7 protein-coding genes are annotated in these 16,339 nt (G+C 61.7%); 2 read left to right on the top strand and 5 right to left on the bottom strand.

Annotation, left to right across the window (positions count from 1 at the left end; genetic code table 11):
* The 4 genes from PSH84_RS09435 to PSH84_RS09420 all read right to left on the bottom strand — a co-directional run bounded on the left by PSH84_RS09435 (position 1) and on the right by PSH84_RS09420 (position 12,997).
* A complete protein-coding gene (locus PSH84_RS09435; protein ID WP_305482709.1) occupies positions 1-2,277 on the bottom strand; it encodes a hybrid sensor histidine kinase/response regulator in 2,277 nt (758 codons plus the stop codon).
* 110 nt (positions 2,278-2,387) lie between these two features.
* Complete coding sequence (locus tag PSH84_RS09430) at positions 2,388-3,224, bottom strand: response regulator transcription factor (protein WP_305482707.1); 837 nt, start codon at positions 3,222-3,224, stop codon at positions 2,388-2,390.
* Positions 3,225-3,600: 376 nt separating this feature from the next.
* Complete coding sequence (locus PSH84_RS09425) at positions 3,601-5,265, bottom strand: ShlB/FhaC/HecB family hemolysin secretion/activation protein (RefSeq protein ID WP_205929661.1); 1,665 nt, start codon at positions 5,263-5,265, stop codon at positions 3,601-3,603.
* Positions 5,266-5,362: 97 nt separating this feature from the next.
* The gene (locus PSH84_RS09420) at positions 5,363-12,997 is read right to left on the bottom strand and encodes a two-partner secretion domain-containing protein (protein ID WP_305482705.1); all 7,635 of its coding nucleotides are present in this window, start codon (positions 12,995-12,997) and stop codon (positions 5,363-5,365) included.
* Between the two features lie 300 nt (positions 12,998-13,297).
* On the opposite strand from PSH84_RS09420, the gene PSH84_RS09415 reads away from it, so the two are divergent.
* Together PSH84_RS09415 and PSH84_RS09410 are read left to right on the top strand one after the other, a co-directional pair.
* A complete protein-coding gene (locus PSH84_RS09415; protein WP_122568906.1) occupies positions 13,298-13,702 on the top strand; it encodes a DUF488 domain-containing protein in 405 nt (134 codons plus the stop codon).
* A 198-nt stretch (positions 13,703-13,900) separates the two neighbouring features.
* Entirely contained in the window at positions 13,901-15,409 is a 1,509-nt protein-coding gene (locus PSH84_RS09410) for a hypothetical protein (protein ID WP_305483164.1), read from the top strand.
* Between the two features lie 192 nt (positions 15,410-15,601).
* Here the strand turns inward: PSH84_RS09410 and PSH84_RS09405 are convergent, their stop codons facing one another.
* Positions 15,602-16,147: a DUF4256 domain-containing protein gene (locus PSH84_RS09405; protein ID WP_305482703.1), complete on the bottom strand. Its 546-nt coding sequence runs from the start codon at positions 16,145-16,147 to the stop codon at positions 15,602-15,604.
* Between the last annotated feature and the right edge of the window lie 192 nt (positions 16,148-16,339).

Below are 16,339 nucleotides of genomic sequence, written 5' to 3'. Positions count from 1 at the left end.
CTAGAACTCCCGAGCCAATGCGCGACGCGTGGTGTCCGGGCAAGCCAGAGCCTTGACGCACGCCAGCAATTCGCGGCTGTCGGCGGGCTTGAGCAGCACTGCGTCGAAGGTGAGATCCTTCGGATAACCCTCCGGCCTGCGTGGCGGGACCGCTGAGTAAAGCATCACGGGCAGATGCTCCCAACGCTCGCGCACGTGGCGCAGCAGTTCCCAGCCATCCATGCCGGGCATCATCTGGTCGCTGATCAGCAGGTCGACCGATTGTTCAGCCAGGCAGGCCAAGGCGTCTTCACCATTCGCCGCCATGCTCACGTCGAAACCGTAGCCGGCCAGCAGGTCATAGAGCCATTCACTGTTTTGCTCGATGTCGTCCACCAACAGAACGTGTTTGCCCTGGCCGTTGAGCGGCGTGACGTTGTTGTCGACGATGCCGATTTCGAGGTCGTGCTCCTCGGCGTATTTCAGTTGCAGGCGAAAACTGAAGTGGCTGCCCTGCTCCGTGGCTTGGGGTTCGAGTCGGCTGTCCATGCGCTCCAGCAGTTGCGTGACGATGGACAAACCCAGCCCGCTGCCTTCATAGCGTTGGGCATTGCGGCCGCGGCGGAACGGTTGCAGCAGTTGTTCGAACTCTTGCGGGTCGATGCCGATGCCGGTGTCGATCACGCTGAAACGCAGTTCCACGCTGTCAGCCGTCGCCCCGGGACAGGCGCTCACTTCGAAACTGATCTGGCCGTGGCGGGTGAATTTCGCCGCGTTCGCCAAAAGGTTCATGAGGACCTGCCGAAGGCGTTTGAAATCGGCCTCGACCAGTGGCGGCAGGTCATCGGCAAGAACCGCCTCGAACGTATTGCCCTGGCGCGCGGCGAGAAAGCCCGCCTCGTCTGCGATCTCTTTGAGAAAACCGTACAGGTAGCCCGGCGCGAGGGTCAGTTGCATCTGCTCCAGCTCGCCACGGGAGAACTCGAGCATTTCGTCGATCAGCTCCAGTTGCTGGCGGGCGTTGCGCTCGATGGTCGCTTGATAATCGCGGTTGGGCCCGGCGTGCAACAGGCGCGCGTAGTCGATGATGCGCACCAGCGGCGAGCGCAGGTCGTGACTGATCCGTGCCATCAACGCACTGCGGGCCGCCAGGGATTCGCGCAATTGCACCGTGCGCAGCGCCACGGTGCTTTCCAGGCGCTCGTGCTCGGCCTGGCGTTGTTGTTCGAGGGTGGACAGGGCGTTTTTTTCACGGTTGCGGCTGCGGGCGACTTCCATGATCAATGTGCACACCAGCAACACCACGCCCGGCAAGGTCGACGATAGGTTGTTTCTGCTTTGCGGCGACTGCCAGGGCAGTTGTTCTTGCGGGAAGAAAATCCGCATCAGCAATTGCCCAACCAATAGCGCCGGCACCAGCCACGCCATCCAGTGGTAAGTGAGCCTTCTGCGCCAAGCCATGAATAGCGTGGCGAACAGCGCGCCATAAAAACTGAACAGGGACAGTTGGACGATCTGCGCGCCCTGGACCGGATCGACCTTGAGCCACCAGAGTCGGCCGAAGACACAGCCCAACAGCGGCACCCAATAGCTCCAGCCGATGACTTGGGGCAGCCGGGAAACCTGCAACAGCACGCGGAAGTAGGCCAGGAACAGCACGAACGAGATCGCGCTGGAACAGACCAGCAGCTCGCGCGTCCAGCCCAGCGCGCTGGGCCAGTAGATCAAGTAGCCGTTGATGATGCAGGTCAGCAGGATGTAGCTGAGGACCGCGCCCGCGTTCACCGTGAGCAGTCGGGAGCGCAGGATCCGGCCGACGATGAAGCCGAACGGGACGACCAGCAGGACAATGCCGAGGGTCAGTCCGTCGCTCAGGTAAGTCTGTTGCTGACTGCGCAGCAGCACCGGCTCGGACCACAGTTCCGGTTCCAGCAACATCTGGAAATTGCTCGCCACGCGGACGAACACCGTAACGCTCTCCCCTGCCGCCAGCGAGACCGGGAAGGCCGGCTGACGTGCCGCCGGTTGGGGCCATTCGGCCAAGGGATAGGCGGCTCCGGCGTGGGCGTCATGCCCCGGTTGGTAGACGCGGATGTCTTCCAGGCGCGGCGCCCCGATCACCAGCAGGCGTGAACACGCCACAGCACTTGAGTTGGTGAGCGGCACTTTCAACCAGAAGGCGGATCGGCTGTAGCCCTGGGTCGGCCAGCTTGAGGTGGCGGGGTTGAAATGCGTGTCGGGCAGTTGGGCGACGTCTTCCAGGCTCAGGCTGGCCTGGGTGTCTTCGAAAACTTGCATCGCGGGCATCAAGTCCTGGTGGTCAGCCCGGCAGATATCCACAGCCGCGGCGTGCAGCGAGCCTGTGGATAACAACGCTATCGTCAGCAATAAAAACGGTAGGAGCCGCATCAGGCGCGCCCGGCCGACTCGGTTTCAGCGATGCCCAGGGTCTGCTGGCGAAACTGACTGGGTGTCATGCCGATGCGCTGTCGAAAGGCCGTGGTGAAATTGCAGGCGTTGCGAAAGCCCACCAGTTCGGCGACGTCCTGCACGCTCATGGCGCTTTCACAGAGCAAATCCTGGCCACGCCGCAAACGGGCGTCGCGAATGTAGGCGAACACGGTCATTCCCAGGTGTTCGCGAAAAATGGCGGTGAGGCGTTTTTCATGGGTGCCGACTTTTTGCGCGAGCATGCCCAGGGACGGTATGTCGTCCAGCTGGTTTTCGATCAGTCGCATCGCCGCACGCAGCACGATCTCATCGCCTTGGGGCTCCGGATCGGCCGGGCTTTCATGGACGGCCGGTGGCGCGCGCCAGGTCAATTGCAGGTGGATCTTGATACGCGCCAGCACTTCTTCGGGGGCGCAGGATTTGGGAATGTAGTCCACCGCGCCCACGGTCAGCCCTTCCAGGCGCTCCAAGGAAGTATTGGCCGACGACAGGAACAGGATCGGGACATGCCGGGTGGCCGGTGCCTCGCGCAATAGCCGGCAGAGGCTGAAACCGTCCATTTGCGGCATGTGCACATCCAGGACGATGAGGTCCGGACGCAGGGCCAGTGCGCGTTGATAGCCTTGATAGGCGTCGCTGGCCAGGGAAATGCGCCAGGGCTGTGATTTCAACAGAACGAGCGTGGCGCGGATGTCTTCAGGGACATCGTCGATCAGCAGAATATGCGGCAACAGCTCGGACGCCGCCACGCCCCCCGCCGTCGCTGCTTGCCTTTCGTATCGTCCGTTGTCCATTCGCCAGGTCTCTTGTTGTGTTTAGCCAGGTCACTGTCGCGAAATTGCCAGGCAAGGAATCACATATCGGGCCGGCAACAAGTCGATATAGCGGCAGGTAGAGCGAGAACTGAAGCTATCAAATTTTTAATGGGCGATAAACGGTCGTTCCGCCTGTGGCGTCCACAGCGGCGGGATGTTATCGGCGGGGCGCAGCGGCGTATGGCGAGGGATATTGGACAAGAGGTGGCCGTGCCCGGAAAAGCCCAGGCGAGCCCATTTGATAGCGGATGGCCAAAGTGGTTAAAGCCGTTCACTTAAACCGTGGCGAGGGAGCTTGCTCCCTCGCCACGGGGTTTGTGTACAGCATTACAACCGTCAGCTGGCCTTGAAGCAGTTAGAACTGGTAACCGATCTGAGCCAGCAATTGAGGGTTTTCCTGGCGGGTATCGCTCTGCGCTTCACCGCCAGAGTGGCGCCACGCGACCGTTGCATCGAACGAAATCTGGCCGTATTGAGCACGTAACCCCACACCGCCGCCGGAGATGCTGCGGGTATTTTCCTCATCGGCCCACTCGTTGTGGTTGATGCGCACTTTACCGGCATCCCAGAACAGGTAAGGCGTGAGTTTGTCGATCGGGTAGCGAAGTTCGATCTGGGTCAGCATGCCTTCGTCGCCCGAGGCTTCGCTTTGGGGATAAGCCCGCACGCCATCAATGCCGCCGAGGCTGAAATCTTCGGAAGAGTCCAGGTTGTCATTGCTCCATTGGCCGAGGACGCGGGCGAAAAGCGTGAAGTTGGCGGGCAGCGCTTGCAGACGGGCAAGGTCGACGTTCACTTTGCTGAACTGGCCCTCGGTCTGGGCAGTCTGGCGATCGCCCTCGCGCAGGGCCGAATCCAGCTTCAGGTCACCGTAGGTCAGCGTCGCGCCGCCGTAGGTGATGCCGCCGCCGAACAAGGTGTCCCTCACATCGAATTGCAAACTGATGGGCAGCGTGTTGCTGCTTTTTTCAAAGCTGAGGCCAAGCACTTCGTACTTATCCTCAAGGTCCTTGTGTTGGTATTGCCCGGCCAACATGACGTTCGCCTGGTTGCTGCGCAGGAGCGGATAACTCAGGCCGATGCTGCTGACCTCGGCGGTGCCGGTCGCCCCCAGGTCGGCGAATTCGGCGCCCAGGTCATAAGCGCTTTGGGCGTAACCCACGTTGCCGCGCAGGCCAGACGTGCCCAATGGCATCGAGTAGCCGAGGCTACCGAAATACAGTTCCTCATCGGTCGCCATCACCGCGGCGCTGAGCCTGTCGCCCAGCATTAACGGGCTGTTCCAGTCACCTTGTACCGTCAGGCGGTTGCGCCCCGAATAGCGGTTGCCATGGTTGTCCAGCGTGGCCTTGCCCTCAAAGGCCTCGGTTTTGCTCACTTTGGCATCAAGATCGCCCGTACCGAGCGCCTCACCCGGCCGGATAACCGGGCGAACAGCCACGCCCGGCAAGTCAGACAGTACCAATATGCTGCGCTCCAGCCGGTCACGCTCGATCACCTCGCCCGGCTTCAAGTCGTCCAGGAAGGGCTGCGCCTGCGCAGCCAGTTTCGCATCGTCGGTGGCAGCGGTGACTTTCCCATAACGGCCTTCAATGACCGCAATGGTCAGCTCGCCGTTGGCCATGCGCTGGGCCGGCAAGTAGGCACGGGCAAACGGGTAGCCTTGCTCGCGGTAGTAAAGCGTGACCTGCCGGGCCACTTCCCGCAGCTCATCCAGGTCAAGGGCCTGACCGATGGCCGGGGCGACGACGCGTTGCAGGCTGGCCTCGTCGATGCGGGTGTTGTCGGTGAACCGGACGGCGTTGAGCTGGACTTTGGCGCCGCCGACTTTTTCCTGGGCCGGTTGCGGTGCCTCTACATCCAGGCGAATGCTTTGCGGCAGCTCCTGCTGAGGAATCGGCAGTTCCTGCAAGATACGGCCGGCGTCGGGGATCGGGCGTGTCGGCAGGGTCGCCGCCCAGGCCTGGGAGGTGGACAACAACGCCAGACCAGCGGCGCAGGACATCAGTTTGTTATGCATTGGATAAGTCTCGAATAATGCGGGTTGCCTGAGCCCATGACCGCGTCCGGGGACGCGGCCAAGGGGCTCCTTCAAATGAAAAGGTGGATGTCAGGGATCAGGGACGCATGGCCAGACTCGGCAAGCGCACACCACCGCGCACCACGAATACGGTCTGCGGCGGGTAGGCCGCACAGGCGCTTCCACCCGATACACCGCCATCGGCGCAGACGTTCCCGGCCAGTTCCCGCTCGCTGTCGGCGCTCTCGGCCTGGGCAGCCGAATCGCCGTCGCCATTGCCAGCGCCGTTCGCACGATTACCGCCCTGGTCCACCAGCAACAAACCACCGTCGTCGACCCCGTAGTCAGACCAGTCAGCCGGTTTCGGCTGGGCCGGGTTGAGCTCCGGCGCATGCGGCGAAGTCACCTGCGCGCCGACGCGGGTTGCATCGGCGACGCTCTGCCGGACGGCGTCGTAATCAACGGACGGCGTCACGGTCAGGTTGGCGTTGGCCGGGTTGCTCACGATCAGGTAACCCAGGTCAGCCAGCCCGCCGATGTTGATCAGGTGCGAGCCCGGGCCTTGCGTCCCAACCGAGTACAGTGGGTTGCCGAGCATCTGCTTGGTGTCGCCGTTCCACAGACCATTGGCGTCATAACCGGCTATACCGCCACCGTTGAACGTGGTTTGGCCATCGAATGGCTTGGTCTGGGTGGTCGAACCGTTCGTGGACACCACCAGGACAGGTTGCTCGCGGTACACGGCATGAACGCCGGTGCTGCCCAATGCCCTGCCGAAATTGCTCTGCTGCTCGTCACTGTTGTAGCGGAAATTGCCGCTGCCACTGCCGACCACATCCACCACGCGGGTGCTGCCAGCGAGGCTACCGGTGTAGATCACCGCCCGGCCGCCGGCGCCGGTGGACACCGTCACGCCCGCGCCAGCCTTCACGTCGCCGCCCGCAGCCACGCCCGCCGAAGCGGATTGACCGGCGTTGAGCACGATCGCATCGGAGGCGTTGCTGGTGGTGCTGACGTTCTCGGCCAGGGTGATGTTACCGGTGGTCGTCACCACTTGGACTTTGCCGGTGTTGCCAATGCCGACGATCTGATCCAGCTGGGTGCCGTCCAGTGCCCTCTCGGTCAGCCTGCCGACGGTGACGTCACTGCGGTTGACGAAGCTGACATCCTTCGCGCGGCTGGCGATATCGCCGACCCAGTTGCTGGCGTTGCGCAGGTCGAAATTACCGCCCTTGAGCGCCAGGCCATCGGCGGTGATGTTGCCTTTGGCGTTTTGGGTAGTCTTGCCATCGATGTTGAGGAACACGTTGCCACTGGTGGCCAGCGCTTCGTTGATCGCCAGGTTGCCTTGGGTGCCGATGCTCACATCGCCAGTGTTGTTCACACCGGTGGTCTTGATCAGGTTGCCGTTGCCATCGGTTTCAGTCAGCGTGCCGACCTTGAGGTTGCCGGTGTTGTTGAACGCGACCTTGCCCGCCTTGCTGGCGATATCACCCACGATGTTGCCGTTGTTGCGCAACTCGAAGTCGCCACCGTTGAGGGCCAGACCGTCGGCGGTGATGTTGCCCTTCGCGTTCTGGGTGGTCTTGCCATCGACGTTAAGGAACACGTTGCCGCTGGTGCCCAGGGCTTCGTTGATCGCCAGGTTGCCTTGGGTTCCGATGCTGACGTCGCCGGTGTTGTTCACGCCGGTGGTGGTCTTGACCAGGTTGCCGTTGCCATCGATTTCAGTCAGCGTGCCGACCTTCAGGTTGCCAGTGTTGTTGAACGCAACCTTGCCCGCCTTGCTGGCGATATCACCCACCACGTTGCCGTTGTTGCGCAACTCGAAGTCGCCACCGTTGAGGGCCAAACCGTCAGCGGTGATGTTGCCTTTGGCGTTTTGGCTGGTCTTGCCATCAACGTTGAGGAACACGTTGCCGCTGGTGGCCAGCCCTTCGTTGATCGCCAGATCCCCGGCGGTGCCAATGCTCACGTCGCCGGTGTTGTTCACGCCGGTGGTGATCTTGACCAGGTTGCCGTTGCCATCGGTTTCAGTCAGCGTGCCGACCTTCAGATTACCGGTGTTGTTGAACGCAACCTTGCCTGCCTCGCTGGCGATGTCGCCCACCACGTTGCCTTTGTTGCGCAACTCGAAGTCGCCGCCGTTGAGGGCCAAACCGTCAGCCGTGATGTTGCCCTTGGCATTTTGGGTGGTCTTGCCGTCGACGTTGAGGAACACGTTGCCGCTGGTGGCCAGCCCTTCGTTGATCGCCAGATCCCCGACGGTGCCAATGCTCACGTCGCCGGTGTTGTTCACGCCGGTGGTGGTCTTGACCACGTTACCGTTGCCATCGGTTTCGGTCAGCGTGCCGACCTTGAGGTTGCCGGTGTTGTTGAACGCAACCTTGCCCGCCTCACTGGCAATATCGCCGACCACGTTGCCGTTGTTGCGCAACTCGAAGTCGCCGCCGTTGAGGGCCAAGCCATCGGCGGTGATGTTGCCGTTGCTGTCCTGGGTGGTCTTGCCATCGACATTGAGGAAGACGTTGCCGCTGGTTGCCAGCCCTTCGTTGATCGCCAGGTTGCCCTCGGTGCCGATGCTGACGTCGCCGGTGTTGTTCACGCCGGTGGTGGTCTTGATCAGGTTGCCGTCGCCATCGGTTTCAGTCAGCGTGCCGACCTTCAGATTACCGGTGTTGTTGAACGCAACCTTGCCTGCCTCGCTGGCGATGTCGCCCACCACGTTGCCTTTGTTGCGCAACTCGAAGTCGCCGCCGTTGAGGGCCAAACCGTCAGCCGTGATGTTGCCCTTGGCATTTTGGGTGGTCTTGCCGTCGACGTTGAGGAACACGTTGCCGCTGGTGGCCAGCCCTTCGTTGATCGCCAGATCCCCGACGGTGCCAATGCTCACGTCGCCAGTGTTGTTCACGCCGGTGGTGGTCTTGACCACGTTGCCGTTGCCATCGGTTTCGGTCAGCGTGCCGACCTTCAGGTTGCCGGTGTTGTTGAACGCGACCTTGCCCGCCTCGCTGGCGATGTCACCCACCACGTTGCCGTTGTTGCGCAACTCGAAGTCGCCGCCGTTGAGGGCCACGCCGTCGGCGGTAATGTTTCCGTTGCCGTCCTGAGTGGTCTTGCCATCAACGTTGAGGAACACGTTGCCGCTGGTGGCCAGCCCTTCGTTGATCGCCAGATCCCCGACGGTGCCAATGCTCACGTCGCCGGTATTGTTCACGCCGGTGGTGGTCTTGACCACGTTGCCGTCGCCATCGGTTTCAGTCAGTGTGCCGACCTTCAGGTTGCCGGTGTTGTTAAAGGCGACCTTGCCCGCCTCGCTGGCAATGTCGCCAACCACGTTGCCGTTGTTGCGCAACTCGAAATCGCCGCCATTGAGGGCCAAACCGTCAGCAATGATGTTGCCCTTGGCATTTTGGGTGGTCTTGCCATCGACGTTGAGGAACACGTTGCCGCTGGTCGCCAGCCCTTCGTTGATCGCCAGATTGCCTTGGGTGCCGATGCTCACATCGCCGGTGTTGTTCACGCCGGTGATGGTTGTCTGGGTGCCGTCGGCATGGGTCGCGGTCAGCGAGCCCACCTTGAGGTCCCCACTGTTGTTGAACTGGACTTTGCCCGCCTCGCTGGCGATATCGCCAATCACGTTGCCGGTGTTGCCCAGCGCGTAATTGCCGCCCAGCAGCACCAGGCCGCTGGCATCGAGCTTGGCGCCGGCGTCGCCGGACTGAGTGGTTTTGCCCGCCACCTCCAGAGTGATGATGTCGTCGGCACGGGTTTGCCCCTGACTGACGTCATCGCGTGGGCCATTTTCGATGGTGATGCCTTTTGCCAACGTCAGGTCGTGATCGGTTTTCAGGGTGACCGCCTCATCGGACGTAATCCCCACGGTGCCGTCCACGACGCCCACCGTCAGGTTGCCGTTGCCGGTGAATTTCAGGCTGCCGACATCAGCAGCGATGACGCCTACGTCATGCCCACCGTTGCCCAGATTGAAATCACCTTCACCGCGCAGGGCCAGTTCGTCTGCGGTGATGGTCGCGCCCGTTGCCTGGGTCGCACCTTTGCCCGCGTCGACGCTCAGGGTCAGGCCCTTGCCGGTGGTGCCGTCTTCGTCGGTGCCCTCAGGATCCTTGAGCGCAAGATCGCCCAGCAGGTCCAGGACGCCGTTGGCGATCAAGGCCAGATCGTCCTTGAACGTCGCGCCTTCATCGTCGACGGTGATGTTGCGCGTCTTGTCGTTGCCGATGGTGACCTTGTCGAAGCCATCCTGGATATTGGCCAGGTCAGCGTCGGACAGCACCAACGGATCGTTAGGCCCAGTCACTTCCGGGTCATCGCTGCCGCCCAGGTGAATATCCAGGCCATCGGTCTTCTGTTTCAGGGTGAGACTGCCGCCACCGGCAACGCTCGCGGCGAGATCGATTTCGTCGGCGCTCAGGCTGGTATCGCCTTGGGTGAGCAAGGCCTGGCCGACCGTGAGTTTATCCGCGACCAGGTTCAGGTCGCCGGTCTGGGTCATGCCGGCGACCGGCACGCCTTGGGGGTTTGCCGGGGTCTGGCTATCGGGAATGGTCACCACGCCGACGGTCAGGTCATCGACATCGGCAAAGCTGACCGTGCCGGTGTCGCTGGCGATCGTGTTGACGTCGTTGGCCGCGTCGTCGAGGTCATGAACGGCGCCATCCCCCAGCAGCACCAGGCCATCGGCGACAATGGCACCGCCGGCGGTCTGGTCGATCTTGCCGCCATTGCTTTGCAACGCCAGGACCGGCGCCGGTTTGTTGTCATCGTTACCGGTGCCCGGTGCGTCCGCCACGGTCAGTTGGTCATTGATGTGGATGTTGCCGGTACCGGCATCGAGGATAAGGTTGTCGTTGATCCGGGTCGCTTCGATGATGCTGATATCACCGGTCATGTCCGTGCCGCCAATCTTGACCGAGGTAAACCCATCGCCCAAGGCGTTGATGTCGGTGCCGGTCAGTTCCAACGAACCAGGGGCATCGCCGGTGCTGCCGCCCACGGCAATGTCTTTGCTCGGGGTGTTGGTCTCGAGGGCAATTGAACCGTTGCCGGTGACGCTGCCGGCGCCGCCGTTGAAGTTGATGTCGTCGGCCTTGATGGCCAGGTTGTTGTCGGTACTGTTGAGGCTGCCGTTGAAGGTGATGGAACTGCCTTGCAGGCCCTTGCTGCCCGAGGTGTTGGTCTTGATGTTGTCGACGTACAGCGAGCCACCGACCTGCTTGCCCGCGGTCTGGTCGAAACTGCCCGAGACGAACACGAACTTGTACGTGCCGGCCCTATCAGCCGTTGCCGTATGGGTTTGCCAATTCACCGCGCCGGTACCGTTACCCGTTTCGTTCAGGATGATTTGGTATTCGCCGGTGTTGACGTTCAACAGATAGCCGAAGACATCGTAGGTATCGCCGCCCGCGACCGGTTTGTAATCGAAACTGACCGATTCCCCCGCCGCCAGGGAGACCGTGCCCTCACTCACCACCGAAGGGCCGCGCATGATGCAGCCGGCGGGTGCGTTGAGGCAGTTGGAGTTGTTCTCGGTACCCAGCAGCAGCGCAGCGCCGCCGTCCTTGCCCTGGCCCGCAGCGGCGACCGGGGTGAGGGGTTTGTAGTTCATGTCGCCTTGGTCGCCAGGCGAAACGCTCGGCGCATTGCCATTGGTTGGCGAAGTTGTCGGCAACGTCGGGTCATCCGGCGACACCACGCCCTCCACCACGGTGACGCCGGTGAAGAACTGGGCGATGGACGTCTTCCACCCGACCAGGCCGTTTTCGAAGTCGGCGTTCAAGAACTGCGAAGTGCCCAGTTCAACGGCACCGGTGTAGACCTGCTCGCCGCTGGTGAAGACTTTCGCGCCGTTGATAAACGTCTTGCCGGCGCCGCTGGTGGTCGCGTACAGAGCACCCAGCGCACTGTTACCGCCGACCATGTCGCTGAAGATGATCGAGCCCGAACCGGCGTCGACGCGCAGTTGGCGATTGTTGGCCACCGCATCGGAATCCACCACGCCGGCAAACACGACGTTGCCACCGTTGCTCTTCAAACTGACGTCGGTGTTCAGCGCCATCTTGCCGTTGAAGATCAACGCCAGGCTGTTGCCGTTGCCCGCGCCACTGGCGTCGATGTCACCGTTGAGGAAAATATTGCCGAAGACGTAGCGGCCCGTTCCAACGTCGTTGTGTCCGGACTGCAAGGTCAGCGTCCGCTCGCCGCTGATGCTCGTCGGGGTGTAGTCGCCGTTCCAGTGGATGCTGTTGTCGGCCTTGATCGCCACATCGGTGCCGCCGGCCAGGGCCGTATCGATTGCGTTGAAGCCAACCGTGGCGTCTGTGCCATTGGTGCCGCCCGTCAACCCTCCGTTACCCGGCCCCACCGTGACGCTGTCCGGATCGAGCAACCACAAGCCGCCCTTGCCGTTTTTGGCTGAAGCATCGGCGGCTTTGCTCACCGCCAGCTTGGCGCCGCTGGTCTCGATCTTGCCGCCGTCGCCGCCCTTGGCACCGCCGGTGGCTTTCAGCGTGCCGTCCACGCGGGTCACGCTGCCCGGCTTCTTGACGTCGGACCAGGCCACCACGGTGCCGCCCTTGCCGTTGTCGGTCGCCGACGCATCGAGCACGGCACCAGCGGCAATGGTGGTCTGGCTGGCCTGTTTGATCGCAGGATCCTTGCCTTGCCAGCTCCCGCCCACATAAATCTCACCGCCGCCCTTGGCCCCGGTGGCGTCGAGCTCAGCGCCGCCCTTGATCGCCACACGATCCCCGGTCACGACGATCTTGCCGCCCTTGCCGGTATCGGAGGACACATCGATACGCCCAGCAACTTGCACACCGCCCTGGTCGCCCATCAGCGTGACCAGGCCGTTTTCACCGATATCCAGGGAACGGGCTTCGATCAAACCGGTGTTGTTGATGACGGTACTCGCCAGGGTTTCCGCGGCACGAGCGGTCAGCAGGATTCTGCCGGCGTCGGCACGAATGGCGCCGCCGTTTTCGATCAACGCTTGGAGCGCGCCTTCTTTGACTTCCAGCTGCACCGGCCCGCCCAAGTCGAGCGTCACGACACGACCGGCGCCCAGCAGCACATTGCCCTTGTGCGCGGTGATGTTGCCTTCGTTGACGATTTTTGCCGCGATCAGGGCAATGGTGCCGCCCTGTGCGGCATTGATGTTGCCCTGGTTGACCACCGAGGCGGCGCTGTCGCCACTGAAACGGTAGTTGCCGGCGAGGAAATCTTCTGTGGATAGGTTGAGCGTGGAGGCCACCAGACCGCCGACATCAACCTGCGCGCTGGGGGTAAACAGCACGCCGTTGGGGTTGACCAGGAACACTTTGCCGTTGGCTTTCAGTGCACCCTGGATCACCGACACATCCGAGCCCAACACGCGGTTCAACGCGACGGACGCCGCGCCAGGCTGGAAAAACTGGACGGTGTTGCCTTTGCCGATGGAAAAGCTCTGCCAGTCAATGGCGAGCTTATCGCTGCCCTGATGAATGGCCATGTTGTTGCCGTTCTGATGAACGCTGCCGTTACCCGCCACGATATTGCCGCCGGAAGGCAACCCTCCCGCCGCGGCGACCGAGGCGAAGACGCCACTGCCCACGCCGATGACGAGGCTGAGGGATTGACGGCTTTTGTCTTTGCCTTGGCTTTTGACCAACTCGGATGCCACCTGCCACGCGCCCATCACGGCATTCCAGACGACTCGGTAAACTCTATTCATTTTTGTTCACTCATCCTTAATACGGCGGGCCGTGCCATGACGACCAGGCGGTTCGCTGTCGACAAATCAAATGGAAAAGCGCATCCGGACGGATTGCGGCTCGAAAATCCCACAGTGCTCCGCGCCATCATCTCTGCGACTTACGCAGCGCGCTTTTGCTTGAGCGCCTAGGGCTTTTGATTGAAGGGATCCGATGAATTTTTTTTTACGATGGGTGAGTGAAGTGCGGCGGATGAATCCTGGTCGCCTCGTCGTGGGCGACCTATGCTCAGGCGGTCTCACTTCGACAGGCAGGCTTCGATGATCCAGTGCAAACGCGCCTATGAAACAGCGAGCGCCGAGGATGGCGTACGGGTTCTGGTGGACCGCTTGTGGCCGCGCAATTGCCGCAAGGATGCGCTGGCGATTACGGAGTGGCTGCCGGAGGTCGGGCCTTCTCATGAGTTGCGCAAGGCGTTCAAGGCGGGGACGGTTTCGTTTGCCGAGTTCAGTGGGGCGTACCGGCGAGAGCTGGCGGGACGGCCGGAGCATTGGTGGAAGCTGGTGGATATTGCGCGCAATGGGACGCTGACGTTGGTGTATGCGGCCAAGTCGACGGTTGAAAATAATGCGGTGGTGTTGGCGCAGTGGTTGGAGGATGAGGTGGAGAAACGGGCGGACGCGAGTTCACCGGTTTGTTATTTGTCTGAGTTTCCGGAGCGTTGAGTCACTGAACTACCTATGGGAGCGAGCTTGCTCGCGATAGCGGTAAACCAGCCGCCATTGAGGTTGCCTGACCTGGCCCTATCGCGAGCAAGCTCGCTCCCACAATGGTCTGTGCCCGGCCAGGGGACGGTGGTTGTCTTTTTGGGAGGGTGTGCGGCTAAGATGGCGCGCAGAGAAACCACAAGGAAGACAGGCGTGATGCAATCGCAATTCGATCCGTTGGTTCATATCGATTGGAAAACACCGGGCGGCGATTTGCTCGGGCTGTTGCAGCACTACTATCCCGACGTCGGTGTGTTTGCCGGCCCGGGGTTCGAGGCGTTGTTGGATGAGCTGTCTAACGAGATGCCCGAGGTCTGCTTCGAGGCGCTGGCGCCGGTGTTGGCCGGTCAGGGTTATGACTTGTGGAACCTGGATGCCGGTGGCGATGATTATCGGCCGGTGATTGTCCCGGTCGGCCAGCGCGAGGCGTTTGCCCAGCATTGGCAAGCCCAGCGCGGCGAGCCGAGGTTTACGGCGAGCTTGATCGAGCCGCCGAAACCTGCCGCCGTCGAACGCAAACCGGCCAAACCCAAGCGCGGCAAAGTGAAGTGGCTGCAGGAAGTCCATGACTACCCCGGCGCCACCTATGTGCATGAGTACAACTACCGCAACGGTTGGGCCGCCATCACTGAGCAGGACGAAGACCAGTGGCTGTGCTTTCTGATCGACTACAACCAATGGCCGCCCGCTGAGCAGGACATGCTCGAACACCGCACCGATGGCGTGGACGGTGCGGACTTGCAGCTCATCGATGCCGATGCTCAGCGCAGCCTGTGGAAACGTCGGGTCATACGCGGTGATTACAGTGCAGACGACCGCTACCAGTACGAAATTCGGCAAGGCGATGAGATCGCGGCGTTCGGGCCTGCCGGGGTGCAATGGCCGGAGTTTGAACAACCCTGCGTGGTGGTGGGTTCGCAGATATTCGAACGTCAGCGCCTCTATGAACCTGAGCATTTGACACGGATCTGGCGGATCACAGCGGACAGCAGCGAGGTGATTTTCGAGTTTGCGGATGAACTGACGATCCTGCCCATCGGCCCGCGCCGCTTGTTGTTCATGCAGCACAACGGCCCGAAGTGCTGGGTCTGGCATCAAGACCCGCCGCACCAGGCCATCGTCGCCAAACCGATGCCCGCTGAGGCCTATAAGCTGCGGACGTCAACCGCGTACCTGGGGGGTGATGAGGTTTTGCTGTTCAGCGAAGGCGCGCGGCAGAACGTTGAGCATTCGGGTTATCAGGAAACCGTGCTGCTGGCCTGGCGCTTCAACTTCATGACCGGAGCCAAGACGAAGGCGACGCTGGACGGTTTCGGCAGTGAACTGCGCCAGGACACACGCCTGCTCGTCACCCAGCCCAAGCAAGTCATCACGTTGCGCACCTTTCATGGGCAACTTCATGTGTCCCGGGGGCATGGGGCTTGGTGGGTGTGGACTTACCGCGCCAACACCTTTGGCACACAGACGCTGGCGTGGTTTTGGAATCAAGAGAGTCATGAGGTGGTGAAGCTGTCGACCAAGGACATTGCGCGGGTCAAGCCGGATGTCCGTTATGTGCCGGCGCAGGATCGCTACCTGGCGTTTGAGACGGAGTTTGTGGCGCGCTTGCCGAGGTTTAGCGAGATGGTTGAGGCCAAGGGAAGTGAGGTTTTGGTTTTTGAGTGAGGTGGTTTTGCCCCGCCACGATCCTTCGAGCACACAAGTCCCTTGTGGCGAGGGGATTTATCCCCGCTCGGCTGCGCCGCAGTCGTAAAACCTGCCGACGCCGTTTTTCCTGGTGCACCGCGGTGGATGGGTTTGGGGCTGCTACGCAGCCCAACGGGGATAAATCCCCTCGCCACAGGTGCGGGTCTCCCTTTAAACCTGCAGCAACCCGCGAAACCCGCGCGCCGCGTAATACGACTGCACGCCATTGTGGTAGATGAACACCCGGCCATACCGGTAGTCGCCAAAAATCGCCCCATCGAGCGAACGAAGCTCTGGCGGGGTTGCCAGCCAACTGGACGTCTTCGCGTCAAACTCGCCGAGGGTTTGCAGCGCTCGGTACTGGTCTTCCGTCAGCAGGGCGATGCCCATCGCTTCGGCCATTTCGATGGCACTGCCTTTGGGCTTGTTCTCCTTGCGCGCATCCAGGGCCGCGCGGTCGTAGCAAAGGCTCCGGCGTCCGGTGGGGCTCTCCTTGGCGCAATCGCAGAAGGTGACAACGCCGGTCTTCGGGTCGAAGCCGATCACGTCTGGCTCGCCGCCGGAGACTTCCATGGCCTGGAGGGATTTCAGGGCATTGGGGTGGTGTTCGAGCCGGGTCTGGACGTCGGCCCAGGGGATGTCTGGGTGACGGTTCAGGTTTTGTTCGAAGCGGGTTTGCAGGGTTTGGATGAGGTTGTCTTGTTCTTGTTTTTTCATGGTGTGGATGTCCGTGGATGATCGGTTGCCGATTCCGCGCCTGGTTCAAGAATACCTAGGATAGACGTACGGCAGATTTCCCACAGACCTGGCTGCTTTTTTGTGGGAGCAAGCTTGCTCGCGATGACGGTGTATCAGCCGACAGATGGGTGGAAGGTTGTTCGACGGCTTCGCGTGTGAAGCCCCATGGAA

This window comes from Pseudomonas beijingensis (genome assembly GCF_030687295.1).
Taxonomy (GTDB): domain Bacteria; phylum Pseudomonadota; class Gammaproteobacteria; order Pseudomonadales; family Pseudomonadaceae; genus Aquipseudomonas; species Aquipseudomonas beijingensis.
The sequence above is the reverse complement of the archived record's forward strand: the minus strand, read 5'-3'. Positions and strand labels throughout refer to the sequence as shown.

Coding starts and splice junctions, on each gene's coding strand:
- PSH84_RS09435 (WP_305482709.1), bottom strand. CDS start 2,277: ATGCAAGTTTTCGAAGACACCCAGGCCAGCCTGAGCCTGGAAGACGTC.
- PSH84_RS09430 (WP_305482707.1), bottom strand. CDS start 3,224: ATGGACAACGGACGATACGAAAGGCAAGCAGCGACGGCGGGGGGCGTG.
- PSH84_RS09425 (WP_205929661.1), bottom strand. CDS start 5,265: ATGCATAACAAACTGATGTCCTGCGCCGCTGGTCTGGCGTTGTTGTCC.
- PSH84_RS09420 (WP_305482705.1), bottom strand. CDS start 12,997: ATGAATAGAGTTTACCGAGTCGTCTGGAATGCCGTGATGGGCGCGTGG.
- PSH84_RS09415 (WP_122568906.1), top strand. CDS start 13,298: ATGATCCAGTGCAAACGCGCCTATGAAACAGCGAGCGCCGAGGATGGC.
- PSH84_RS09410 (WP_305483164.1), top strand. CDS start 13,901: ATGCAATCGCAATTCGATCCGTTGGTTCATATCGATTGGAAAACACCG.
- PSH84_RS09405 (WP_305482703.1), bottom strand. CDS start 16,147: ATGAAAAAACAAGAACAAGACAACCTCATCCAAACCCTGCAAACCCGC.